Origin of the sequence: Massilia aurea (assembly GCF_024753205.1) — a bacterium.
GTDB classification, from domain to species: domain Bacteria; phylum Pseudomonadota; class Gammaproteobacteria; order Burkholderiales; family Burkholderiaceae_D; genus Telluria; species Telluria aurea.
The window spans coordinates 487,778-510,719 of the sequence record NZ_JANUGZ010000001.1; the positions used below are offsets into that span (position 1 = coordinate 487,778).

Consider the following 22,942-nt stretch of genomic DNA (forward strand, 5'->3'; position numbering starts at 1 on the left):
CGCCGAAAAAGCCATCAGTCCGCAACCGGCTCGCCGAAGTCCGGCATGCCATCGGCGCGCCACGTGATCGGCTGCGCGCGCGTATGCCGGTTCGGGTCGCGCAGCGGCTCGCCGACGATGTCGCGGTAGTTGCGCGCATGGTAGACCAGGATGTCGGTCTTGCCGTCCGGGCTGGTGGTGAAGCTGTTGTGGCCGGGCCCATACTGGCCGTTCTTTTCGCTGCTGCGCAGCACCGGGACCTGCGACTTGGTCCAGGCCGCGGCATCGAGCAGGTTCGCGTCGTCGCGCGCGCTGACGAGGCCCAGCGCGTAGTTGGCGTCAGTGGCGCTGGCTGAATACGTCAGCAGCACGCGGCCATGTTTAACCAGCACCGCCGGCGCCTCGTTGACGTGGTGGCCGATCTGCTCCCAGGGCAGATCGGGCCGCGTGAGCAGCACTGCGGGCTGACGGATCGCCAGCGGTCCGTCCATCTGCGCCAGATAGATATTGGTGCCCTTGCTGCCGTCGGGCGCGCCCTGGGTCCAGGCCAGGTAGCGCTGGCCGCGGTGCGCGAAGGTGGTGGCGTCGAGGGCAAAACTTTCCCAGCCAGTCTTGAGCTGGCCGCGTTCGATCCACTCACCTTCCAGCGGATTGTCGGCGCTGTTTTCCAGCACATACAGGCGGATCTCCCACACCTTGTCGGCGCGGCCGGCGCTGAAGTACAGGTACCACTTGCCGTCGATGCGGTGCAGTTCCGGCGCCCAGATATGGGCGCCCATCTCGCCACTGGCGTGCTTGCGCCAGACGACGTTCGCCCCGGCCTTGCCCAGGTCATTCAGGCTGCGCGCGCGGCGCACCTCGATGCGGTCGTATTCGGGTACCGTGGCCGTGAAGTAGTACCAGCCATCCGGCTGCAACGTGACATGGGGATCGGCGCGCTGCTGCACCAGCGGATTGGCGATACGAGTCTCAACCCGAATCTCAGCCGGCTCGGTGGGCGCCACCTGGCAGCCGGCCAGCGCCAGCAGCATGCCTGGCACGGCAAGGTAAGCAATATGCATCGTGTCCTCTCAAACGAAAAAGCCAGTCACTCTGAGGTGACTGGCTGCAGACAGACGGGCAGGAATCAGATCTTGACGCCCAGGGTCAGGAAGTAGCGGCGTCCCGACCAGGCCAGTTCGTTGATCCGGAACGGGTCGCCCGCGTCGGTGCGCTGCGATTCGTCGGTCAGGTTCTTGCCTTCCAGCGAGAGCGACACGCGGTCGTTGAAGCGGTACTGGATCTTCGCATCGAGGAAGCCGGTCTTTTCCTGGAACACCGGGTTGCCCGAGACATCGTTGCTACCGGTGAAGAAGCGGTCACGCCAGGTATAGGCCAGGCGCGCATTGATCGGGCCCTGGTCGTACCACAGCGAGAGGTTGTACGCACTCTTGGACATGCCCGGGTAAGGCAGCACGGTGCCATCGAGGATATTCAGGCGCTCGGCACCCGCTGCATACTTGAAGTCCATGCGGGTGTAGTTCGCGTCCACGCCGAAGCCGCCCAGCCAGCCTGGCAGGAAGGTCAGCGCCGTGCGGCCCGCGAGCTCGATGCCCCTGGTGGTCGCGCCCTCGCCGTTGACGGCCTGGGTGACGTTGAAGCGCTGGCCATTTTTAAACAGGTCCACGTCACGGGTCAGCACGCGCTCGATCACGTAGCTCGAGATGTCCTTCTGGAACAGCGCCAGCGACAGCTGGCTGTCACGGGTCGGGTAGTACTCGAGACTGAAGTCGGTGTTGGTCGAACGGTACGGCTTCAGGTCTGGATTGCCGGCCGTGCAGGTGTCGACGCCTTCGCCGCCGAACTGCGGATTACCGCTGTTCAAAACGCAGGTGGCGTTCGGCGCCAGCAGATCCATGCGCGGCCGCGCCATCGCCTTGGCCCAGCCGACACGCGCCAGGAACTTGTTATCGATGAACCAGAAGGCGCCATTGAAGCTCGGCAGCCAGTCGTGGTAGGTGTTATCGACCGTCGACACCGCATTGCTCACGACGACGTCGGTGAAGGTGGCCGAGCCGGGCGAGGTGGCGGTGCGCACGGCATAGCGCGACAGGCCCGACGAGCTGTTGTCGGTACGGGTGTAGCGCATGCCGAAGTTGCCGTCGACCTCATAACCAAACAGCTGGGTCGCGTAATCCAGGCGCAGGTAGGTCGCGGCGATCTTTTCCTTCACGCCGAATGCCGGGATCTGCGCATACGTCTTGCCATCGCTGCCCGGCGCGTTGTACAGGTAGTCGTGGTTGAAGGCCGAGGTGTCGAAGAACGGCACCCCGTTCGCGTACACCGGCGACATCCAGTCCTTCGGCAGGCCCTTGACGTCGCCCAGACCGCCAAAGAAGGTGCCCGGCGAGCGGCCGCTGACGGCGCTGATCAGGTTCGCCATCTGCGCCGCATTCAGATAACTCGTGGCGTAGCCCGAATTGATGAACGACTGCGCGTCGTTCGGACGCTGCGCGCTGCCCCGATAGAGCGGATCGTAGATCGCGGTCTGGTTGACGTTCGCGCCGCGCACATTGATGTCGTCCGCCGTCGAGGCCAGGTTGGCGCCATTGCTGGCCAGGTAGCCGCCGCCGTTGTACTGCGTCGATTCGGCACGCCGTGCCTGCGCGCCGAAGTGCACCCTGGTGAAGAATGGCGTGGACAGGCGGTAGCGCAGGTCGATCTTGGCCTGGTCTTCGCTGTTCTTCGTTTCGCTCGGGCGGTATTGCAGCTGCGCCTGGACGTAGGAAGCCGGATCATCCGGGCTGTAGCCGGCCGGGAAGGTAAAGCGCGGCAAGCCTTGCTCGTCCAGCGTCACTTTCAGGCCCGGCGCGTTCTGGGTCAGCGAGATGTTATTGCTGTCGCTGTCGTACAGCGACTTCGAGGTACCGAACAGGCCATCGATCTCCAGGCGGTCGCGCTTGAAGTTGAAGCCCGAGGTGGTATAGCGCGAATCGATATCGAGCTGGAAGTCGCGCGACGAGGTGCCGAACGCGCCCTGCCCGCCCTGGCCGGCGGCAAACAGGCAGTTGCCGACCGTGTAGGACGTGACATGGTGGTTCGTGATCACCATGTCCGATGGCGTCGTGGTCGGAGCATCGCAGCGGCCAACGGTCGACGGCACGCCGGTGGCGGGATTGTAGACCGGCGCCGCGCCGGTGTTGGCCAGGCGCGAGGCATTCGGGAAGTCGGTACCGAAGTTGCGGTCGTTCAGGCTCTGGCGCTGCGTATTGGCCTGGTAGCTGACCCACGCATTGAAGTCCTTGCTGAATTCGTACTGCGCAGTGACCTCGCCCGACGAGCGCTTGTGATCGCGCGTCCAGATGCCGTAGCGCGCGATGCCGGGCGAGTAGTCATACCACTGGCTGAGGCACGCAGTGCGCTGCGCGGTGGTGAGGCCGGCCGTCGAGCAGCTGGCCTGGTTGCCAATCGCCGCCAGCGCCGCGTCGCGGCTGACCACCGTTTTCTCCGGCGAGCGGTCCCAGTCCTGGATGAAGCGCCACGACGTATTGCGGGCGTAGTCGTTGCGCGTGTGGACCTTGTCGTAGACGAAGTTGGCCATCAGGCCCAGTTTGCCGTTCAGGTATTTGTCGGCCATGTACAGGTTGGCGCGCGGCTGGACGCCGCCGCGCGAGGTCGAGTGTTCGGCCGAAATGCTGGTGCCGATCGTCGGCTCCTTGAAGTCGAGCGGCTTGCGCGTCTTGATCGATACCGAGCCGCCCACGCCACCTTCGGTCATGTCGGCGGTGATGCCTTTGTAGACGTCGATCGAGCCAATCAGCTCCGAGGCCAGTTCGCGCAGTTCGGCGCCGCGGCCTGCGTTGCCACCGGTACTGAGCACCGACATGCCGTTGATCTCGATGCGGTTCAGGTCCGGCTCGACGCCGCGGATCGACACTTGCGACCCTTCTCCGAAGTCGCGCGAGAGCTGCACACCGGTCACGCGCGACAGCGCTTCACCGACGTTCTTGTCCGGGAACTGGCCAATGTCTTCGGCCACGATCGAGTCAGAGACGGTGCTGGCGCGCAGCTTGCGGTCGATGGCCGAAGCCACCGAGCGGCGCGTGCCGGCGATATAGACTACGGCAGGTGCGGTCTGCGCGTCGCTGATCGTGGATGGCGCCGTACTGGCCGCGGGCGCTGCTGCCGCCGCTGCGGCCTGCCCGGCTTCCTGTGCCAGCGCGCCGTGCGCAGCCAGGACGGCAATCACTGTGGCTACCGCTCGCGCGCAGCGGGTCGGGTGAAGCACTTGCGTGCGTGTCATTACATGATTCATCAATCGTCTCCATGGGCTCTGTTATCGGTGTACTGCTCGGCCTTGAAAACATTCTATGTGTGGACCGTTGCGACATTCCATGAAGCCTAGAAAGAATCATGTACCTGAGCGATATGCGCGTGCGTGGGGTGGTTTCGCTCAACATCTTGAGCAATCGCCTGGGCCGCATTGACGCTCGCGCGAAATCGCCCGGTAATGGCGCTCCGACGTTCTTCCTGATGACCCACACCATGAGCAAACCATTCCGACGCATCCTCCTCACCGGCGCAGGCGGCAACCTGGGCCGCCGCCTGCGCGAACGCCTGCACGCCTTTGCCGACATCGTGCGCCTGGCCGACGTGGCCGACATCGGCCCCGCTGGCCCCGGGGAAGAGGTCGTGCAATGCGACCTGGCCAACCGCGACCAGGTGCTGCAGATGTGCGACGGCGTGGACGCCGTCCTGCACTTCGGCGGTGTGTCGACCGAGGTCGAATTCGCACCGATCATGCAGGCCAATATCCTGGGACTGGTCAACCTGTATGAAGCGGTGCACAAGCTGGGCATCCGGCGCGTCGTATTCGCCAGCAGCAACCACACGATGGGCATGTACGAGACGAGCGAGCGTGTCGATGCCGGCATGCTGCCGCGCGCCGATGGGTATTACGGCCTGTCGAAGGTGTGGGGCGAGAATCTGTCGCGCTATTACTGGGACCGGTTCAAGGTGGAGACGGTGTGCATCCGCATCGGCTACTGCTTCCCGGAGCCGGTCACGCACCGCCAGATGGTGACCTGGCTGAGCCTCGACGACCTGGTCGAACTGCTGCGCCGCGCGCTGGTAACGCCGCGCGTGGGCCACACGATCGCCTTCGGCGTGCCCGACAATCCCGGTAGCTGGTGGGACGACCGCGCCGCACGCCACCTGGCGTTCCAGGCGAAGGACAGCGCGGCCCAGTTCACCGTGGACGCGGGCCAGCCGTTTGCCTACCCGCCGCAGGACGACCTGAGTACCTTCCTGCAGGGCGGAATGTTCGTGACCACGGGCCCCAGGTATCCGGCTTGATCATTGCGCTGTCAATCAATCACCAGATTGAGTAGTCCTGCCCGCAGCAGTAGCCGTGCCGCAGAGTACTATTCGTCTGCCGGCCTACCGACACAGTGCGCCGGGGGGCGAAGGCCGCGCGCCGCGTCAGGCACATAACAGCAGGCGGGACGCTCGTACCCGGCCGCACAGAGACAGCGAATTCAATGACCCCATTTACCACCCTCGACACCTTCGTCTTTCTGGTCTACTTCGTGGCCATCTCGGCCTACGGCATCTGGATCTACTGGCGCAAGAAGCGCACCACCGGCAAGGCCACGCACGACTTCTTTCTGGCGGAAGGATCGCTGACCTGGTGGGCCATCGGCGCTTCGCTGATCGCCTCGAACATCTCGGCCGAGCAATTCATCGGCATGAGCGGCTCCGGTTACCGCATCGGCATGGCGATCGCCGTGTACGAGCTGATGGCGGCGCTGACGCTGGTGATCGTCGCCATCTTCTTCATGCCGGTCTACCTGAAGAACCGCATCTACACGATGCCGCAGTTCCTCGAGCAGCGCTACGGCAAGGCGGTGGCCACGACGATGGCGATCTTCTGGCTCGGCCTGTACGTGGTGGTCAACCTGACCGCCATCCTGTATCTCGGCGCGCTGGCGATCAGCAGCATCGCGGGTCTGGACGTGATGGCCTGCATGCTGTTCCTGGCGGTGTTCGCCACCATCATTACCCTCGGCGGCATGAAGGTCATCGGCTACACCGACGTGATCCAGGTGCTGTGTCTCGTGATCGGCGGCCTGGTGACGACCTGGATCGCGCTCGACCTGGTGGCGGCGCTGGCCGGCGGCCAGGGCGCCATCCGCGGCATGAGCGAACTGTATCTGCGTGCGGGCGAGCACTTCGACATGATCCTCTCGCGCGACGATCCGCACTACATGGACCTACCAGGCATGTCGACCATCATCGGCGGCATGCTGATCGTGAATCTGAACTACTGGGGCTGCAACCAGTACATCATCCAGCGCGCGCTCGGCGCCAACCTGCACACCGCCCGCAAGGGCCTGCTGTTCGCGGCGTTCCTGAAGCTCCTGATGCCGGTGATCGTCGTCCTGCCCGGCATCGCCGCGTATGCGCTCGACAAGTCGGGTACGCTGGGCGACGCGATGCGCGTGAATGGCGAACTCAATCCCGACCGCGCCTACCCGACCCTGCTCGCCCTGCTCCCGGCCGGCATCAAGGGCCTGGCGTTCGCGGCCCTGACGGCGGCGGTGGTCGCCTCGCTGGCCGGCAAAGCCAACAGCATCGCCACGATCTTCACGCTCGACGTCTACAACAAGCACTTCAACCGCGAAGCCAGCGAGCAGCGCATGGTGTGGATCGGCCGCGTGTCGGTGGTCGTCTCGATGGCGCTGGCGGTCATGCTGGCGCCGCTGATGGGCATCGACAAGAAAGGCGGCTTCCAGTACATCCAGGAATACACGGGCTTCGTCTCGCCCGGCATCCTGGCCATGTTCCTGCTCGGCTTCTACTGGCGCAAGACCACCGCCGCGGCGGCGATGTTCGCCACCATCGGCGGCTTGGTGTTCTCGATCTTCCTGAAGTTCTTGCCGCTCGCGATGGACCTGGGCTTCCTGGCGCCGATCGGCTTCGCCGTCCGGAATAGCGCCGGCGTCTACGAAATCCCGTTCCTCGACCGGATGCTGATCGTGTTCATCATGGTCGTCATCGGCATGGTCGTGATGAGCACGATGGCCCGGCAGGACGGTTCGCTCAAGCGCATGCAGATCGACCGCACGCTGTTCCGGGTCGACGGCGGCTTCGCCCTGGGTTCGGCCGTGATTTGCGTGCTGCTGGTCGCCATTTACGGGCTGGGATGGTAGTCTGCCGCCTATCCGAACCAGACAAGGCCCGATCATGTTCAATCCTTCCGACCATCCGCACCGCCGCTACGATCCGCTCGGCGGCGACTGGGTGCTGGTATCGCCCCACCGCGCCAAGCGCCCCTGGCAGGGGCAGCAGGAGGCCGTCGACCGCGCCGCGCGGCCGGCCCACGACCCCGGCTGCTACCTGTGCGCAGGGAACACGCGCGTCAACGGCGAGCGCAATCCCGACTACCAGGGCAGCTATGTCTTCGAGAATGACTTCGCCGCACTGACGCCCGACACGCCCGACGCGCCGCCTGCTGCCGACCCGCTGTTCCAGAGCATGAGCGCGCGCGGCACCAGCCGCGTGATCTGCTTCTCGCCCGACCATTCGAAGTCACTGCCGCAGCTGGCGCTGCCGGCGCTGCGCGAAGTGATCGATACCTGGTGCGCGCAGTCGGCCGAGCTGGGCGAGCGCTACCGCTGGGTCCAGGTCTTCGAGAACAAGGGCGCGGCGATGGGGTGCTCCAATCCCCACCCGCACGGCCAGGTGTGGGCGACAAGCTTCCTGCCCGACCTGCCGGCGCGCGAAGACCGGCAGCAGCGCGCCTACAGGGCCGAGCATGGCCGCACGCTCCTGCTCGACGTCGTCGAGCGCGAAGCCCAAGCGCAGGAACGGATCGTGGTCGCCACCGAACACTGGCTGGCCATCGTGCCCTACTGGGCCGCGTGGCCGTTCGAGACCCTGCTGCTGCCCCGCTTTGCGGTGCGCCGCCTCGACGACCTGACGGCTGCCCAGCGCACCGACCTGGCGCTCGCGCTCAAGCGCCTGACCACGCGCTACGACAACCTGTTCCAGACCTCGTTCCCGTACTCGATGGGCTGGCACGGCGCGCCGTATGGACAGGCTGACGAGGATGACCGGGGTGACCGGGGTGACAACGCTGACGGCTGGCAGCTGCACGCCCATTTCTATCCACCGCTGCTGCGTTCGGCCTCCGTGCGCAAGTTCATGGTGGGCTTCGAGATGCTGGCCGAAGCGCAGCGCGACCTGACGCCGGAGCAGGCAGCCGCCATGCTGCGCGCCGTGTCCGATGACGTGCACTATCTCGACGCCCTTGCGGCCGAACCCACCATTTGAAAATACGATGAGCGATTTCCTGACGGCCCGCGCGGCCGATGTCTTCCTGGCCGCGTTTGGCCAGCCACCAACGATCGAGGTCCAGGCACCGGGCCGCGTCAATCTGATCGGCGAGCATACCGATTACAACGACGGCCTGGTGCTGCCCTGCGCGATCGGCTACCGCACGGTGATCGTGGCGCGCGAGCGCGACGACCGCCTGCTGCGCGTGGTGGCGGCCGACTACGACGACCCCGTGGACACGTATTCGCTGGACGCGCCGATCGAACGCCTGGCCGCGCCGATGTGGGCCAACTACGTGCGCGGCGTGGTGCGTGAACTGCTGGAACGCGAATCGGCGCACGGCGTTGCGCGCGGGATGGACCTCGTGATCGCGGGCGACGTCCCGCAGGGCGCCGGCCTGTCGTCGTCGGCCTCGCTGTCGGTGGCCGTGTGCACCCTGTTCGCCACCCAGCCGGCGTTTCAGGACCTGACGCCGATCGAAGGCGCGCTGCTCGCCCAGCGCGCCGAGAACGACTTCGTCGGCTGCAAATGCGGCAATATGGACCAGATCAGCTCCGCCTGCGGCGTCGCGGACCATGCGTTGATGATCGACTGCCGTTCGCTCGACGTGCGGCCGGTGCCGATCCCTGAGGGGGCGGCGATCATGATCGTCGAGTCGCACATCACCCGCGGCCTGGTCGACAGCGCCTACAACACGCGCCGCGCGCAGTGCGAAGAAGCCGCGCGCTACTTCGGCGTGCCGGCCCTGCGCGACGTCGACCTGGCCGCCCTGCAGGCGCTGGGCACCGGCCTCGATCCGGTCGTGCTGCAGCGCGCGCGCCATGTGGTGAGCGAGAACGCGCGCGTGGAAGCGGCAGCGCTGGCGCTCGCCGCCGGCGACCTGACGCGCATGGGCGTGCTGATGGCCGAGTCGCACGTCTCGATGCGCGACGACTTCGAAATCACCGTGCCTGCCATCGACCAGCTGGTCGAGATCATCAAGTCGGCGATCGGCGAGGCTGGCGGCGTGCGCATGACGGGCGGCGGCTTCGGCGGCTGTGTCGTGGCGCTGGTGCCGGAACGCCTGGTGGAGGCGGCCCGCCTGGCCGTGGCGCGCGACTACCGTGCGCCCAATGGCGAGCAGGCCACCGTGCACGTGTGCCGCGCCGCTGCGGGCGCGGGCCGGCTCAAAGCGGCATCTACAGCGTCACCTGCTGTCCATTGACGACGACATTCTCCAGGCGCACCCCGCTCGCGCCGGTGATGTCCGGCCGCGCGTCGGCCAGGGTCAGCGCGATATCCCTGAACACGATGTCGCTGATCGCGGTCTGGCCGGGATTCGGGGCGATCTTGCCGAAGCCGCCGTAACGGCCCTTGATCCCCACCAGGCTGAGATTACGCACGATGGACCTGGGCGGCGGCGCACCTTTCAGGTCGACATATTGCGTCCATGGCTGCACTGACACGATCGCGCCGCGTGGCGAGTCCAGCGTCAGGTTGCGCAGGTGGATGTTCTCGTAGTGCTGGGGCGTGTCCGGCCGCAGCTTGAGCACTGCCACGTTCAGCACGTGGCCGGTCACACGGCAATCCTCGACCAGCACGTCGCGCACCAGCGTCGCTTCGCTGCCGAGCGTCATGACGCTGTGGCCGCGCCGGAATTCGCAGTTGCGCACGCGGATGCCGACCACGGGCGGGCTGTCCTTGTCGTCCAGGGCGAACGGGCCTTTCGAGCCCTTGGCGGCGATGCAGTCGTCGGTCACCGAGAAGTAGCAGCCGTCGATCGTCACGTGCTGACTGCTGTCGATGTCGATCCCGTCGGTGCTGGGCGCCTGCTGATAGTCGTCCGGCACCACGAAGCGCGCATTCCTCACCAGTACATCCTGGCAGCGGTACAGGTGCAGGTTCCAGAACTGCGAATCCTTGAACGTCACGCCTTCGACGACGACGCCGCGCGAGCGCTCGATCAGCGCGAGGCGAGCGCGCGGGACGCTGATGTTCGGGAAGTTGCCCGGGTCGCTGGCCGCGTTGCGCAGCTTCCAGAACTGGTCCCAGATCGGGCGTCCGGCGCCATCGAGCGTGCCTTCGCCGCTGATATGGAAGTCGTCACAACCATTGGCATTGATCAGGGCCGGATTGAAGTGCAGGGCGAAGTGGCCCTCGATCCGCGTGCGCCCGGCCGGAAAATGCGTCAGGTCCGTCGAGCATTTCAGGACTGCCCCTTTGGCCAGATGCAGGTTGACCTTCGGCTTGAAGAACAGGGCGCCGCTGACGAACACGCCGCGCGGCACGACGACCGTGCCGCCGCCGCCAGAGGCCAGGGTATCGATGGCCTTCTGGATCGCGCCGGTGTTGACCGTCCTGTCGTCGGGCACGGCGCCGTGAGCCGTGATGTCGGCCTGTCTGGCCTGCGCGGCCAGGGCTGGCCAAGTACCCAAGTACAAGGGCGCGGTGAGGAGCGACATGGTGGTGCGGCGTCGGCTGAAACAGGAAGTGGGCATCACTTGGGCTCCTTTTGCGGGGACGTGTTGTAGAAAATGATGGATGCGGCGCGCGCCGCCTCGTCCAACGTGTCGCCAACGAGCGCCAGGTTCTGGATCGCCGCCAGACTCCACTGCGCCGAACTGTTGGTGCTGATATCGGGCAGTTCGTCCAGCGCGCGCAGCACCGCCACGCCGCCGACCTTGCGCGCCCCCGCATGCGACTTCATGAAGCCCGATGCGAACAGCTCGCGCCAGGCGCGCAGGGCCAGCGCCCGGTCGCGCTCGTGGTGGGCCGCATAGGCGGTCAGGCGCGAATGCGAATCGGGCTGGGCGCGCCCGCGTGGCGCGCTGCCCAGCAGCGCAACCAGTTCCTCCGTCGACCCGTTGTAGTTGCGGCAGTATTCGAGCCAGGCCTTGCGGTAGCCCGGCTCGTCGACGAGGGTCAGCAACTCCGAACTCATCTCGACCACGCCGAACACGCCATTGAGCTGCGAGAGACGCACGGTGTCGCCCGGTCCACTGAATGTGCCGGTGTTCGGATCGTACGGCGCGCTGGAGGCAAACCAGCGCCGCTCGAGCGCGCCGATCGTGCGCATGCCATTTACGATCTTGTCGCGCCAGCGCGCCTCGCCCGTGCGTTCCCACTCGGCCAGCCAGGCCGCTACCAGTGAACCCCAGACGGTGCCGAACGACGCTTCCACGGGCGGATAGGGCCTGGGCGACGGCGCGCTGGTGGGCAGCGCACCGGGAGTGGACCCAGGACGTAACTTGCGGCCGATGTCGACCTTGTGCAGGTCGGCGTCAGACTCGAGCAGCTCGCGCATCAGGTCACCCGTGCGCTCGTCGGCGGTCAGAAAATAATAGATGCGCCGGTAGGCCGCATTCGAGACGCGCGGCTGCTTGGACGAGTCGGACCAGTGCTGCACGCCGTGGCGCGTACCGAAGCCCTTGAACGGGCCCGCATGGTAGACGTCAACCTCGCCCGTGTGCCGCGTCATCGCCTCGGCCAGCCTGAAGATGTCGGCGCGCCCGGTGCGCAGGTAGCTGTACCAGAGCCACAGGTCGGTCGAGAGCTCCGAGTTGTCCCAGGCGTACCCGCCGATATCGTAGCGCCACATGTGGCGGTCGTTGTCGTAGCTGTGCATCACGTCGCCGTACGACCAGAAGCCATACCAGCGGTGCTGCTCGACTTCGCGCAGGTACTGGTCGAGCCGGAACGCCAGATGATCCTCGATCACCGCACGCGCCGGCGTGCTGCGCTCTGCCGGGTCCCAGTCGCCGAACACCCCGCAGGCGTGGATCCGGCCCGGGTCGAGCACCAGCCGGGCCGGATTGGCCACCTGTTCGGCCATGTCCGAGAACGCCTGGTGTGACGGCGTGCCGCCCAGCACCCATAGCTGCAGCTCGGTGGTGCGCGCCACGCCGGTCGACGCGTCCCAGCCTGGCTCATAATCCTCATAGGTGATGTTCAGGCCCGCGATCTGCTTCTCGAACGTGTCCATGCCGTCGGCCGAACGGTACGAGCGCATGTCCATCGCCGGGGCCGACGGCGACCAAAGCCAGGCGGTGACGTCGGCAAGGTCGGTCGCAGCGCCCCGCACATCCAGCTGGCTCGGCGCGCGCTGCCAGAAATCCTTGAAGCCGAGTGCGATCCCGCCCGACGCGCCGCCCGCATAGACCAGGCCTTTGCTGCGGGTGCCGGCATTCGCATCGATCCAGGCATGGCCACTGCGGGTGCGCTTGCGCAGCGCGAAGCCATCGGGCGTGGGCTGCGCCAGTGTGAAGTCGCCCCACTCGGGGATCCAGCGCATGCCTTCCTGGACCGGCTTGGCCATGCCGGCCAGCGGCGGCAGCGTCTTGCCGGCCACCTGCGCATCCTTGAATGCCTGGCCGGGATCGCGCCGCAGTCCCGTGACGGGCCGCACGGCTTCGCCCCACACGCCAATGCCTTCGCCGGCGAAGCGGATGTGGCGGTCGTAGGTTGCGTCGCGCATCGGTACCTGCGCCGTCACGCCCAGAGCGCCGATGAAATCGGTGGCCGGGTCGCCGTCAAACATGAACGAGTGAACAATGCGCACGCTGTCCGCGCCGGCATAAAAGTACAGGCGTACCGAGAACGGCAGCCAGGTGCGGCTACTCCCCGCGCCCGCAGCGTGCACGCCATCGAGTTTGAGCACCGCGCGCACCGGGCCGCTTTGCTCGAGCGCGACGCGCGTGACCTTGCTGGTGAAGGCCTCGCGCCGCACGCTGCCCGCCCCTTCGGGCTCGGCGCCGTCCTGGCGCAACGCCACCAGTCGCAGGTGCTGCATCGTTACGCGGTCGGCGCGCGTTGCGCTGTCGATCAGGTATTCGCCGCTCGTCGGCACGGTCCAGGCCAATTCGCCCGCACTGACGACGATCGCCGCCGCCGACTGCGTGACCGATACGCCGGTCGTGAGCGCAGTGCCGGCGCCGGCCTTCAGGTCCCAGCCGGGGGCGGTGGCGCCGGCAGCAACCGCATGCGCCGTCCACTTGAGCGAACCGTCCGGCCAGTAGGCCAGGGGCCAGGATTGAACCGCCGGCGCCCCCGCGCCAAGCGTGAACTGGAGTGGCTTGTTGGCCGGCAGGCGCAGCGTGCCGCGCGGCCAGGGGACACCGAGCGTGGCGCCTTCGAAGCGGGCGGGCGGCTGGCCGTCGAGCCAGTGCAGCGCGGTGCCGGCCACTGGCTTGCCCTTGCCGGGGAGATTGACGGTGGCGGCCGAGGAGACGGCCGGCGCGCCCGGCACGGCGGCCAGGGCGGCCGCGAGCTGCACGAAGCGGCGCCGGGCCGGGAGAAAGGTTGGCAAATCGTGTCTCCATCATCACTGTCAGTGCGATGGATTATGCAACCCTGCCCCCTGCAGGTCGTCGCCCGGTCGACAATAATCATCCGGCCGATCGATTCGCGCCCGAGCCAACCGAGGCCCTGTGCGTCAACTGTTGACGGCGCGCTGGCGGCGCAGTGCCACCAGCCCCGCCAGCCCACCCAGCAGCAACAGCGCACTGGCCGGCTCCGGCACTTCGTTCGCCTGCGCGATGCTGAACGAGACCAGCGGCGAATCATCGAGCTGGCCGGGATTGTAGGCATCCCAATCGCTCCAGTCGTACAGGCCATTCATCCCGGCCAGGTCGAGCGTGAGCGACGTGCCCAGGTCGATCAGGGTCAGGTAAAAGCCGGCGTCATGGCCACCCGGATCGGCGGGATTGGTATTGCTCAGAAAGATCCATGGCTGGGGTTCGTCCTGGCCCAGATTCCAGACACGGTCGATAGCGACGGTGCGCACCAGATCGACCAGCGTGCCCTGGACCGCCGTGACGGGCGTGGGCGCGCTGCTGTCGTAGTAGAACTGCCCGTCAAACGCGCCGTCGCGCCAGGTCGCCTTCAGGTCGTACCAGCCAATTGGCGCCGCCCAGGCAGATTGGGCAAGCATGTACAGCACCATCGCGAACAGCATGTGAAGCTTTTTCATAAGATTACCTTGTCATCAAAAGAGGAAAGAGAACGGCTTACGGCACCGTCAGTTCATCGAGATTGCCCAGGCCCTGGCCGGTCGATTCGAAGCGCAGCGTGTTCTCCTGGCCAGTGGCCAGGTTCACGCTCGCGCTCATCGTCATCCAGTTGTTCCAGGCGCCGCTCGGGCGGAACGTGATCGGCTGCGCTGTCCCGTTCACGCGTAGCACGCCCGTGCGTGGGGTCGGATTGCCGTTGGCGTAGCGGATCGTGATGGTTTTCACGCCGCCGGCACCGCCATGGATGCGCTGGAACTGCGCGCTGCCGCCGTTCAATGGAAAGTTGAGAAAGCCGATGTGCCGGAAGCCCGGGCGGTCGGCCATGACCTGCACATTGCCACCGACGATCGCGGTTTCGGCCTGCACCGCGCCACTGCCGTCATACGGTACGTGTACCGGCGCCTGCGGGAACGCCGTCGCGCCGTGTCCCAGGTAAAAACTCGGATGTGGCGGCTGGTTGTAGCCGGCGTTCTGGCCCGCCACCTGGCTGCGGTACTGCGGGTCGTGCATCAGGGTCGTGATGCGGGTGCTAGTCGGGATCGTGGTGCTGTAGATCTGCAGTTCCGTGTTGCTGCTGTTGCGCAGCACGATTTCTTCGCGCCAGTCGCCGAACAGATCTGCGCTCAGCACCGGCGTCGCCTTGGTGCCGTTGTTGGTCGTGGCGCCGTTGGCTGCGCCGTCGATGAGCGTCGCCAGGGTCCGGGTGGCCGGGTCCCACTTCTGGACTGCAGCGCCGCTGACCACTTCGCGCAGCAGGTCGCCGTCCCACCATGCGCCGAAGTTCATGGAATTGGGCGGCGTTGCCTGGATCAGTTCCCCGGTGGCGCTGCGCAGGCCACCGCGCGACGCCCAGCACTCGGCGCCAGCGTAGGCCGGGTCGATATCGAAGCACACGCCGCGGCCCACGTCCGCGTTGGCGCCACTCGCGCCCCAGATCAGCGCACCCGTGGCCGCGTCGTGCATACCGGAGCCGCTGGCGCCGTAGGATGACGGGCTTTCGTGGATCATGTAGACCTGCTGGCCCGCGCGGTTCGGGTCGAACTTGCCGAAGTGGAGCGCGTCGCCGTGGCCGAGGCCCGTCGTGTAGAGCAGCTGGCCGTAGCTGTCGATGGTGGCTGCGCCGTACACGATGTCGTCGCGGCCGTCGCCATTGGCGTCGCCGGTTGCGAACCAGTGGGCGCCCTGGCCGCGCGCGGCCGCACCGGCGACGTCGGTATCGAACACCCAGCGGCTGGTCAAGGCGCCGTCGCGCCAGTCCCAGGCCGCGATCACCGCGCGCGTATAGTAGCCGCGCGAGAAGACGGCGCTCGGGCGGTTGCCGTCGAGATTGGCCACGCCGCCCAGGAAGCGGTCGACCCGGTTGCCGTAGTTGTCGCCCCAGGCGGCCACGCTGCCGCGCGCCGGCAGGTAATTTGCCGTCTTCATGGCCGCGCCGCTCAGGCCGTTGAATACGGTCAGGAATTCCGGCCCCGTGAGGATGTAGCCATTCGGGCTGCGGTGGTCGGCCGTGGCCGAGCCGATGACCACGCCCTTGCCATCGACGGTGCCATCGGCCGTCTTGGCCATCACCTCGGCCTGGCCATCGCCATCGAAGTCGTAGGCCACGAAGGTGGTGTAGTGGGCGCCGGCACGGATATTCTTGCCCAGGTCGATGCGCCACATGCGGGTGCCATCGAGCTTGTAGGCGTCCAGGTAGGTGTTGCCCGTGTAGCCGGACTGCGAATTGTCCTTGGCGTTGGTCGGTTGCCACTTGACGATGATTTCGTAGGCGCCGTCGCCATCGAGATCGGCCGGCGAACCGTCGTTGAGTTCATAGGTGTAGGCCACGCCGTCTGGCGTGGTGCCCGCTGCCGGCGCCTGCACCGGGATCGCCAGGTAGGGCTTGTTCCAGGTGGCACCTGCAGCGACGCCCGCCTGCTCCACGCCGCCGACGACGGCGCGTACCGTGTAGGCCTGCGCTGTCGTTCCGGTCGGATCGGTGTAGTTCAGCGCATCGAGCGGCGCGGCGTTCAGGCGCATGGCCCCGCGATACACATTGAAACGCGTGCCGGGCGCGTCGAGGGCGAGCTGGCGCCAGCTGATGAACACGCCGCCACCGACACCGGCGCCGGTGCTGATGGCGACGGCGCCCCGGTCCAGCCGTTCGATCTGCTTGCCCGGGGTGGTGATGACGGCGCTCGCACTGCCGGCTGCTGCGGCCAGCACTGCGAGCAGGAAGTACGAGGCTCTAGCTTTGTTATGGATCATTTTGTCTCCGTTAGCTAACGATTGGTGATGCCTGCGTATGCCTGAATTGCACTGCCCGGGTCAGGACGGCCCGTTGAAACAAGGGGTCGAGGGGGTGCGTCGCTGGTCAGCGTTCGAGGCTGCCTGTCAGCGCGCCCAGTTGGGCCTGCGCAGCGACACCGGCGCGTGGCCCCGTCACGCGCACCAGCACACTGGCGACGCCTGCTTCGAGCGGCGCGACGGCGCCGCCGACGATCTGCGCGCCCTCGACGTCCGAGAACGCGACGTCGCGGCCGCTCGCGGGCACCGTCGTGCCGCAGGCGTCGAGCACGCGTGCGCGCAGGAACACCAGGTCGCCCTCTCCCACCGGCACGCCCATGTCGTCGAGCGCCAGCGCCAGCGCTGCCGGTGCTTCCGGCGTGCGCACGCGGTGCTCGGCCACGAGTCGCCCTTTGGTGTACGCGCGCGCCACCAGTTCGCCTGGGACGAAGCTGCCCGTCTCGAATTCCAGCGGAGGATGCGCCAGGTGCGGGTGCGCTGTCGAAGGCCCGCTCTTCTGGCGGCCCACCGGCTTGCCGTCCAAAAGCAATTCGACTTCGTCGGCATTCGAGAACACCCGCACGCGCGGCGCCGAACCGGCTTGCCAGTAACTGGCGATGAAGACCATCGGGCCGCCGCCCCACTGCGGCCCGCGCTCCATTGCGCTGCGCTGCGACCGGAAGAACTGGGCCGCGAATTTGGGCAGGCGCTCGATGCTCAGCGCGCCCGACTCTTCCAGATCGGGCGCATAGCCGCGCGCGTAATCGAACATGACCCAGTAGCCGTCGGCGAAGGCCGGCGTGGCGGCATTGTCGTCGCGGGCCTCGGCCACGTTGCGGGCCTGCTGCAGCAGGCGCGTTTCGCCCTGCCCCAGGCCCTGGCGGCTGGAGCGGTCGACCGGCTTCAGGTCGGCCCAGGCGGTTTGATTGAAGCCCGCGTTCATCGCGTAGTACTCCCAGTCGCCATATTCGGAGACGATCAGCGGCTTGGCCGGCAGCGGATGCTTGCTGCCAATGCGGTGCTGGCGCGCCTGCAGGTACAGGTCATAGGTCTGCGGCACCCAGCCGGCCGAGTGGGCCTGGTCGCCCGGGTATTCTTCGTGCACGGTCGCGTGCAGCGCCTTGATCAACGGGTCCGGCATCTGCGTTTCGTTGAGCGAACATTCCCAGGCCACGACGCTCGGGTGGTTGCGGTCGCGCCGGACCATGTCGGCGCAGGTCTGCACCACCTGGCGCGCAAACGCCGGGTCCGGGTTGTGAAACTGCCAGCCGGGGATCGCCGGCAGTACCATGAGTCCAAGTTCGTCGGCAGCACGCATGAAGGCCGGCGACTGCGGGTAGTGCGACAGGCGCACGAAGTCGAAGCCGTAGCGCTTGATCAGCAGCGCGTCGCGCGCATCGGCCTGGGGCGAAAGCGCATAGCCGACGTACGGGTATTCCTGGTGCCGGTTGACGCCGCGCAGCTGCAGCGGCGCGCCATTGAGCAGCAGCCGCGCGCCCTCGAAGGCGAGGCGGCGCACCCCGATTCGGTGCGTTACCGCGTGGGTGCCGGCGGCCGAGACGACCGTCGATGCGAGCGCGTACAGATTGGGTTCTTTGGGCGACCACAGTTTCGGCCGGTCCAGCGCGATCGACAGCGTGACGTGGCGGCGTTCGCCGGCCGCAAGGCGCACCTGTTCCTGCACCTGGCCCACCGCCTTACCTTGCCACGCCAGTGCGTGGCGCAGCGTGACCAGCTGCGCAGCGCCGGACGTGTTCGCGACCTCGGTCTTGACCTGCACCACGGCCGCCGTCTTGCCTGCTTTCGGATACGTGACGAACACGCCGCCACCGCCCGGGGTGTTCGACAGCATTTCGTCCGTGATGTGCACCGCCGGCTTGATCACGAGGTGCACGTCGCGGTAGATGCCGCCGTGCTGGATGTAGTCGAGGTCCTTGAGCGGCTTGGGACCGGTGACCGGGTTGTCCTCGTTATTGGCGCGCACGACGAGTTCATTGGCGCCACTGGAATTCAGGGCCGCGGTGATGTCGAACGCGAACGGCAGGTAGCCGCCCAGGTGCTGGCCCAGGTAGGTGCCATTCAACCAGACGTCTGCCACGTTCATGACGCCCTCGAAGCGCAGGATCGCGCGCTCGCCCGGGCGCAGCGTCACGTCGAGCCGCTTCTTGTAGAACGCCGTACCCTGCCAGGGCGACGTCGGCACGCGCGGCTCGAGCCGTGCTGCGTGCGGAAGGTCGACCCGGGTCCAGGCCCCGGCCGGCACCTGGTCGGCGCTGGCGATCTGGCGCTCATCGACGCGGTAGAACTGCCAGCCCGCGTTTAGGTTCATGTCGGCGGCATGCGCGTGGGCGAGCAATCCGAACCACAGCGGCAGCAGGCGCACGGCGGCCTTGCGCAGGCGCGCTGCGCCGGCGAAATCGAAGAAGGTCATGTTGGTGTTGTTGAAGCGACTGGAGCGGATTGCCAGTCTATGTAGATCCCGGCAGGCGTCGCAAGCGATATCGTCGCGCCGATTGAAACACTCACGGTTTTGATATTTTCGACCGCGACGCCTGAAAGCCGGGCGTGCTCAGTCGCGCGTCAAGCTGACATCGTCCAGGCTGAGCCAATCGCCTTCCTTGCCTTCCGAGTAGACGCCGACTTGAACGCTGCCGGTAGTGACCCGGATGCCCGGCAGCGTGACTTCGGTCCACTGCGCCAGCTGGTCCGGCAGGGCCAGCGCGATCGTGGCGCCGCCGTGACCGGCCGCGTACAGGCGCGCGACGCGCTGGCCGCCGCTGCTCCTGATCCACGCTTTCAGGGTGTAGCTGCCATCGGGCAGCGTCACGTTCTGGATCGCGCTGCCCATCGTCTGGCCCGGATGGCGCAGCGTCAAGGCCCACTTGCTGGCGCGGCCGCCCGCGGTGTTCATGAACGGTGCGTCACCCTTCAGGCTCGTCCAGCTGCTGACCCACGCGGCCACGCTTGTCTGGCGCACGCGGTCTGCCTCGAAGCCGGGGTTGCGCACATAGTTGTTGCCCTTGCCGACCGCCCACGTGCCCCTGGGCGCGTCGAGGACAAATTCGCTGAGCGAATTGAACCTCGGAGCCGCGCCATCGAAGGACAGCGGCGCCCAGATGTTGTAGCCGTGGCCGTTCCCGGCAAAATTGCTCCAGCGGTCGCCCGCATACAGCACCGTGGTGCCGGCGCTGCCGTGCACGGGGATGAAGAAACCGTTCTGCGACACGTGCGAGAAGTCAGCCTCGGTGCCCTCGATGATCTTCTCCGGCGTGAATGGTCCAGTGATGTTCGGCGACGTCATGTAGAAGCTGCGCGACGCGTTCCAGCCATGCAGGTCGGATGAGCAGAAGTAGTACAGGCCCTTGTACTTGAACATCGCATTGCCTTCGCGCCCGCCGGCCGGCGCGCTGTAGATGTGCGTCGCGGGTTCGATCGCCAGGTAGTCGCTCGCGCGCAGCGCCGCCACGTACAGCTGGCGGCGGTCGCCGTTATTGCTGAAGATGAGGTACGGCTTGCCGTCGTCGTCGATGAAGACGGTCTGGTCGCCCGAGGTCGGCGTGGCCACGTTATCGATGCGCGCCTGCAGCCGCTGGAAGACGAACGGGCCGGCCGGACTGTCGCTCGTGGCAAACAGCACGCCGCCGCCCGTGCCCTTGCTGCTGTACTGGGTGATCAGCACATACTTGCGGGTCTGTTTGTTGTACACCACGCCCATGCGACCGAGCCAGGCATTCGGGTCGAACTGCTGGCCCAGGCCCGCCGGCGTCAGTACGTCGCCCTCGAACGTCCAGTTCACCAGATCGGTCGACGAATACGCCGTGACCGCGCTGAAGTGCGGCTGGTCGGTCGTCGGTCCCGGCGCGCGCGCATAGGCGACCGCCTCAGCGTACTTCACGCCATACCAGTAATACCTGGCGCCGATCTTGAGGATACCGCCGCCCTGCGAGTAGATCGGTGTGCCGGCGGTGTCCTTCCAGAACACGCCATTGCGGATCGTCGTGTCGGCCCCTGCGGCGTGGAGGGGACTGCTGGCCAGGCCGATGCCGAGGCCCAGGACCAGGCAGGCAAGCGGACGGCGGAACGATTCGGTCATCGACATCTCCGGTAGGGACAGGCGGCGCGGCTGTGCCTGGCCGGGCAGTATAAGACGGGGAACGGCGTGCGAACGCGGGGCGCCGAATCAATCAAGATGCTGAGCACTCGCCGCTGGCACGGAATGCAGCCGGCGACTTCGCCCATAATGGGATTTTCGTCCCTGCAGAGTCCATCCGCGCATGCATCGTTCCCGCCTGTCGACCATCGCCGTGGCAGTGGCCACCGCCCTGGTGTTCTCCCACGCGCAGGCACAGGCGCCGGCGCCTGCCCTCGACGGCTTCACTGCCGACCCGGCGATCCGGGTCTTCGGCGATACCTACTACCTCTACCCCACCTCGGACAAGCCGAACTGGATGACCACCGACTTCTCGGTATGGTCATCGAAGGATCTGCTCACGTGGAAGAAAGAGCGCATGATTCTCGACGTCAGCCGCGGCTTGGCATGGGCCAATATCAAGGCCTGGGCGCCGGACGCCATCGAACGCAACGGTACCTATTACTTCTACTTCAGCGCCGACCACAAGATTGGTGTCGCGACCGCCACCTCCCCCATCGGGCCCTTCGTCAATGCCCTCGGCAAACCGCTGCTGGTGCGCGACGCCACGATGACCACGAACACCATCGACCCCTACCCGTTCATCGACGACGATGGCCAGGCCTACATCTACTGGGGCAACGGCGACGAAGCCAACGTCAGCAAACTGAAACCGGACATGGTCACACTCGACGGAGCCGTGCACCGCATCCCGATGAAGGACTTCCGCGAAGGCGTGGTCGTGTTCAAGCGCCAGGGCACCTACTACTTCATGTGGTCGATCGACGATGCGCGCAGCCCGAACTACCGGGTGGGCTGGGGCACGGCCGACTCGCCCCTGGGACCGGTGCGGGCAGCGCAGACCAACTTCATCGTCCTGCAGAAAAACGGACCGGCAGTCGGCACCGCCCACCACAGCGTCGTCAATGTTCCGGGCACGGATCGCTGGTACGTCGCCTACCATCGTCATGCCATCCCGGACGGCAATGGCTACCGGCGCCAGACGGTGCTGGCGAAGATGACGTTCGACGCGCAAGGGAACATCCTGCCGATGGACCCGATGCAGCCGGCCTTCCAGCCGGGTGACATCGGTGAACCCATCGTTGGCGGCAAGGGCGTGCCGAAACCATGATGACGATGCTCCCGAGCGCCGCCAGGATCGCGCTGTGCGCCCTGTTCAGCGCCAGCGTTGCCTTGCTGTCCGCCTGCAGCGCGCCTGGTACCACTGCAGCCCCCCGTGCCACGGCCGCGGCCCTGCCCAACTACCTGCTGGTGCACTTCACCAGCGAGACCGTCGACGGTGAACAGCTCTACTTCGCCACGAGCCAGGACGGCTACCGCTGGACCGACCTGAATGGCTCGAAGCCCGTGCTGCGCAGCATCCTCGGCGACGGCGGCGTGCGCGACCCGGCGATCGTCCGCTCGCAGAACGGCGACAGGTTCTGGATTCTGGCCACCGACCTGCGTATCGCGAACGGCAAAGGCTGGCCCGCCGCCATGAACCGAGGCAGCACCAAACTGGTGATCTGGGAATCGTTTGATCTGGTCACCTGGTCGGCGCCGCGCCTAGTGGACGTCGCCGGCGCTATTCCCGACGCCGGCTGCGCCTGGGCGCCGGAAGCCATCTACGATGAGGCCAGCGGCGACTACCTCGTCTACTGGGCGACCATCTCGCCGGCCGACGGCGTCACCAAGCCACGCATCTATTCGTCCCGCACGCGCGACTTCGTCAGCTTCACCCCGGCCGCGCTCTATATCGACAGGCCCGGCACAACGGGGCTGATCGATACCCAGATCGTCAAAGTCGACGATCCCATGGCGCGCTACCGCTACATGCGCGCCTCGGGCGACGGCCAGCTGACGGTCGAAGGCGCAACGACGCTGATGGGCAAGTGGGACATCCTGGGCGACCTGCAACCGCTGGGCCTGACCGGGAAGGATGTCGAAGGTCCGATTCTTTTCAAGATCGCGCAGACGGGTGAATGGGGGATGTGGGTCGACCAGTATGCCCGAAAGGGCGGCTACCTGGCCCTGGTCAGCGACGACCTGTCACGGCCCGAGCGCTTTCGCCGAGTCGCTGCCGCGAACGTCGATTATGGGCAGAGCAAGAAGCGCCACGGGTCCATCCTGAATATCACGACTGACGAATACCGGCGTCTGCAGGCACGGTGGGCGGCTGCCTCGAACAGTCACGCGAGTCCGCGGTAACGTGATGCCATCGCCATCTGCTGTTGCGCGAGCGGTTGGCTCAGGCCGGTGCAGACGC

At 66.6% G+C, this 22,942-nt stretch carries 14 protein-coding genes; 6 read left to right on the forward strand and 8 right to left on the reverse strand.

All coding sequences use genetic code 11. From position 1 onward, the window contains the following. Window positions 1-14: 14 nt before the first annotated feature. Window positions 15-1,040 (reverse strand): glycoside hydrolase family 43 protein, encoded by a 1,026-nt coding sequence (locus tag NX775_RS02010; RefSeq protein ID WP_258834476.1) that lies wholly within the window; start codon window positions 1,038-1,040, stop codon window positions 15-17. A 65-nt stretch (window positions 1,041-1,105) separates the two neighbouring features. Then, on the reverse strand, window positions 1,106-4,261 hold the full coding sequence (locus tag NX775_RS02015) for a TonB-dependent receptor (RefSeq protein WP_258834477.1): 3,156 nt from the start codon (window positions 4,259-4,261) through the stop codon (window positions 1,106-1,108). A gap of 242 nt (window positions 4,262-4,503) precedes the next feature. On the opposite strand from NX775_RS02015, the gene NX775_RS02020 reads away from it, so the two are divergent. The 4 genes from NX775_RS02020 (at window position 4,504) to galK (ending at window position 9,499) form a co-directional block, all read left to right on the forward strand. Then, window positions 4,504-5,313, forward strand: a complete 810-nt coding sequence (locus NX775_RS02020; protein WP_258834478.1) for an NAD-dependent epimerase/dehydratase family protein — start codon at window positions 4,504-4,506, stop codon at window positions 5,311-5,313. A gap of 185 nt (window positions 5,314-5,498) precedes the next feature. Continuing rightward, window positions 5,499-7,169: a sodium:solute symporter family transporter gene (locus tag NX775_RS02025; RefSeq protein WP_258834479.1), complete on the forward strand. Its 1,671-nt coding sequence runs from the start codon at window positions 5,499-5,501 to the stop codon at window positions 7,167-7,169. Window positions 7,170-7,203: 34 nt separating this feature from the next. After that, window positions 7,204-8,292 carry a UDP-glucose--hexose-1-phosphate uridylyltransferase gene (locus NX775_RS02030; RefSeq protein ID WP_258834480.1) on the forward strand — a complete coding sequence of 363 codons (1,089 nt, stop codon included), beginning with the start codon at window positions 7,204-7,206 and terminating at the stop codon, window positions 8,290-8,292. A 7-nt stretch (window positions 8,293-8,299) separates the two neighbouring features. Continuing rightward, window positions 8,300-9,499 (forward strand): galactokinase, encoded by a 1,200-nt coding sequence (galK, locus tag NX775_RS02035; protein WP_258834481.1) that lies wholly within the window; start codon window positions 8,300-8,302, stop codon window positions 9,497-9,499. Here the strand turns inward: galK and NX775_RS02040 are convergent. From NX775_RS02040 to NX775_RS02065, 6 genes are all read right to left on the reverse strand, one after another. Next, window positions 9,474-10,772: a glycoside hydrolase family 28 protein gene (locus NX775_RS02040; RefSeq protein ID WP_258834482.1), complete on the reverse strand. Its 1,299-nt coding sequence runs from the start codon at window positions 10,770-10,772 to the stop codon at window positions 9,474-9,476. The genes galK and NX775_RS02040 overlap by 26 nt on opposite strands. After that, window positions 10,772-13,579 (reverse strand): exo-rhamnogalacturonan lyase family protein, encoded by a 2,808-nt coding sequence (locus NX775_RS02045; protein ID WP_258834483.1) that lies wholly within the window; start codon window positions 13,577-13,579, stop codon window positions 10,772-10,774. The genes NX775_RS02040 and NX775_RS02045 overlap by 1 nt, the downstream gene beginning before the upstream one ends. A gap of 126 nt (window positions 13,580-13,705) precedes the next feature. Beyond that, window positions 13,706-14,242, reverse strand: a complete 537-nt coding sequence (locus NX775_RS02050) for a VPLPA-CTERM sorting domain-containing protein (protein WP_258834484.1) — start codon at window positions 14,240-14,242, stop codon at window positions 13,706-13,708. Between the two features lie 37 nt (window positions 14,243-14,279). Beyond that, window positions 14,280-16,529, reverse strand: coding sequence for a rhamnogalacturonan lyase family protein (locus NX775_RS02055; protein WP_258834485.1), 2,250 nt, complete (start codon window positions 16,527-16,529; stop codon window positions 14,280-14,282). 106 nt (window positions 16,530-16,635) lie between these two features. Continuing rightward, window positions 16,636-18,978, reverse strand: a complete 2,343-nt coding sequence (locus tag NX775_RS02060) for a glycoside hydrolase family 2 TIM barrel-domain containing protein (RefSeq protein WP_258834486.1) — start codon at window positions 18,976-18,978, stop codon at window positions 16,636-16,638. 138 nt (window positions 18,979-19,116) lie between these two features. Beyond that, complete coding sequence (locus tag NX775_RS02065; RefSeq protein WP_258834487.1) at window positions 19,117-20,640, reverse strand: family 43 glycosylhydrolase; 1,524 nt, start codon at window positions 20,638-20,640, stop codon at window positions 19,117-19,119. Window positions 20,641-20,821: 181 nt separating this feature from the next. Between NX775_RS02065 and NX775_RS02070 the strand changes: the two genes are divergently transcribed. Then, complete coding sequence (locus NX775_RS02070) at window positions 20,822-21,808, forward strand: family 43 glycosylhydrolase (protein WP_258834488.1); 987 nt, start codon at window positions 20,822-20,824, stop codon at window positions 21,806-21,808. Then, entirely contained in the window at window positions 21,805-22,884 is a 1,080-nt protein-coding gene (locus tag NX775_RS02075) for a glycoside hydrolase family 43 protein (RefSeq protein ID WP_258834489.1), read from the forward strand. Before NX775_RS02070 ends, NX775_RS02075 begins: the two co-directional genes overlap by 4 nt. The last annotated feature ends 58 nt before the right edge of the window (window positions 22,885-22,942 follow it).

Coding starts and splice junctions, on each gene's coding strand:
- NX775_RS02060 (WP_258834486.1), bottom strand. CDS start 18,978: ATGACCTTCTTCGATTTCGCCGGCGCAGCGCGCCTGCGCAAGGCCGCC.
- NX775_RS02055 (WP_258834485.1), bottom strand. CDS start 16,529: ATGATCCATAACAAAGCTAGAGCCTCGTACTTCCTGCTCGCAGTGCTG.
- NX775_RS02075 (WP_258834489.1), top strand. CDS start 21,805: ATGATGACGATGCTCCCGAGCGCCGCCAGGATCGCGCTGTGCGCCCTG.
- NX775_RS02020 (WP_258834478.1), top strand. CDS start 4,504: ATGAGCAAACCATTCCGACGCATCCTCCTCACCGGCGCAGGCGGCAAC.
- NX775_RS02030 (WP_258834480.1), top strand. CDS start 7,204: ATGTTCAATCCTTCCGACCATCCGCACCGCCGCTACGATCCGCTCGGC.
- NX775_RS02050 (WP_258834484.1), bottom strand. CDS start 14,242: ATGAAAAAGCTTCACATGCTGTTCGCGATGGTGCTGTACATGCTTGCC.
- NX775_RS02040 (WP_258834482.1), bottom strand. CDS start 10,772: ATGCCCACTTCCTGTTTCAGCCGACGCCGCACCACCATGTCGCTCCTC.
- NX775_RS02065 (WP_258834487.1), bottom strand. CDS start 20,640: ATGACCGAATCGTTCCGCCGTCCGCTTGCCTGCCTGGTCCTGGGCCTC.
- galK (WP_258834481.1), top strand. CDS start 8,300: ATGAGCGATTTCCTGACGGCCCGCGCGGCCGATGTCTTCCTGGCCGCG.
- NX775_RS02015 (WP_258834477.1), bottom strand. CDS start 4,261: ATGACACGCACGCAAGTGCTTCACCCGACCCGCTGCGCGCGAGCGGTA.
- NX775_RS02025 (WP_258834479.1), top strand. CDS start 5,499: ATGACCCCATTTACCACCCTCGACACCTTCGTCTTTCTGGTCTACTTC.
- NX775_RS02010 (WP_258834476.1), bottom strand. CDS start 1,040: ATGCATATTGCTTACCTTGCCGTGCCAGGCATGCTGCTGGCGCTGGCC.
- NX775_RS02070 (WP_258834488.1), top strand. CDS start 20,822: ATGCATCGTTCCCGCCTGTCGACCATCGCCGTGGCAGTGGCCACCGCC.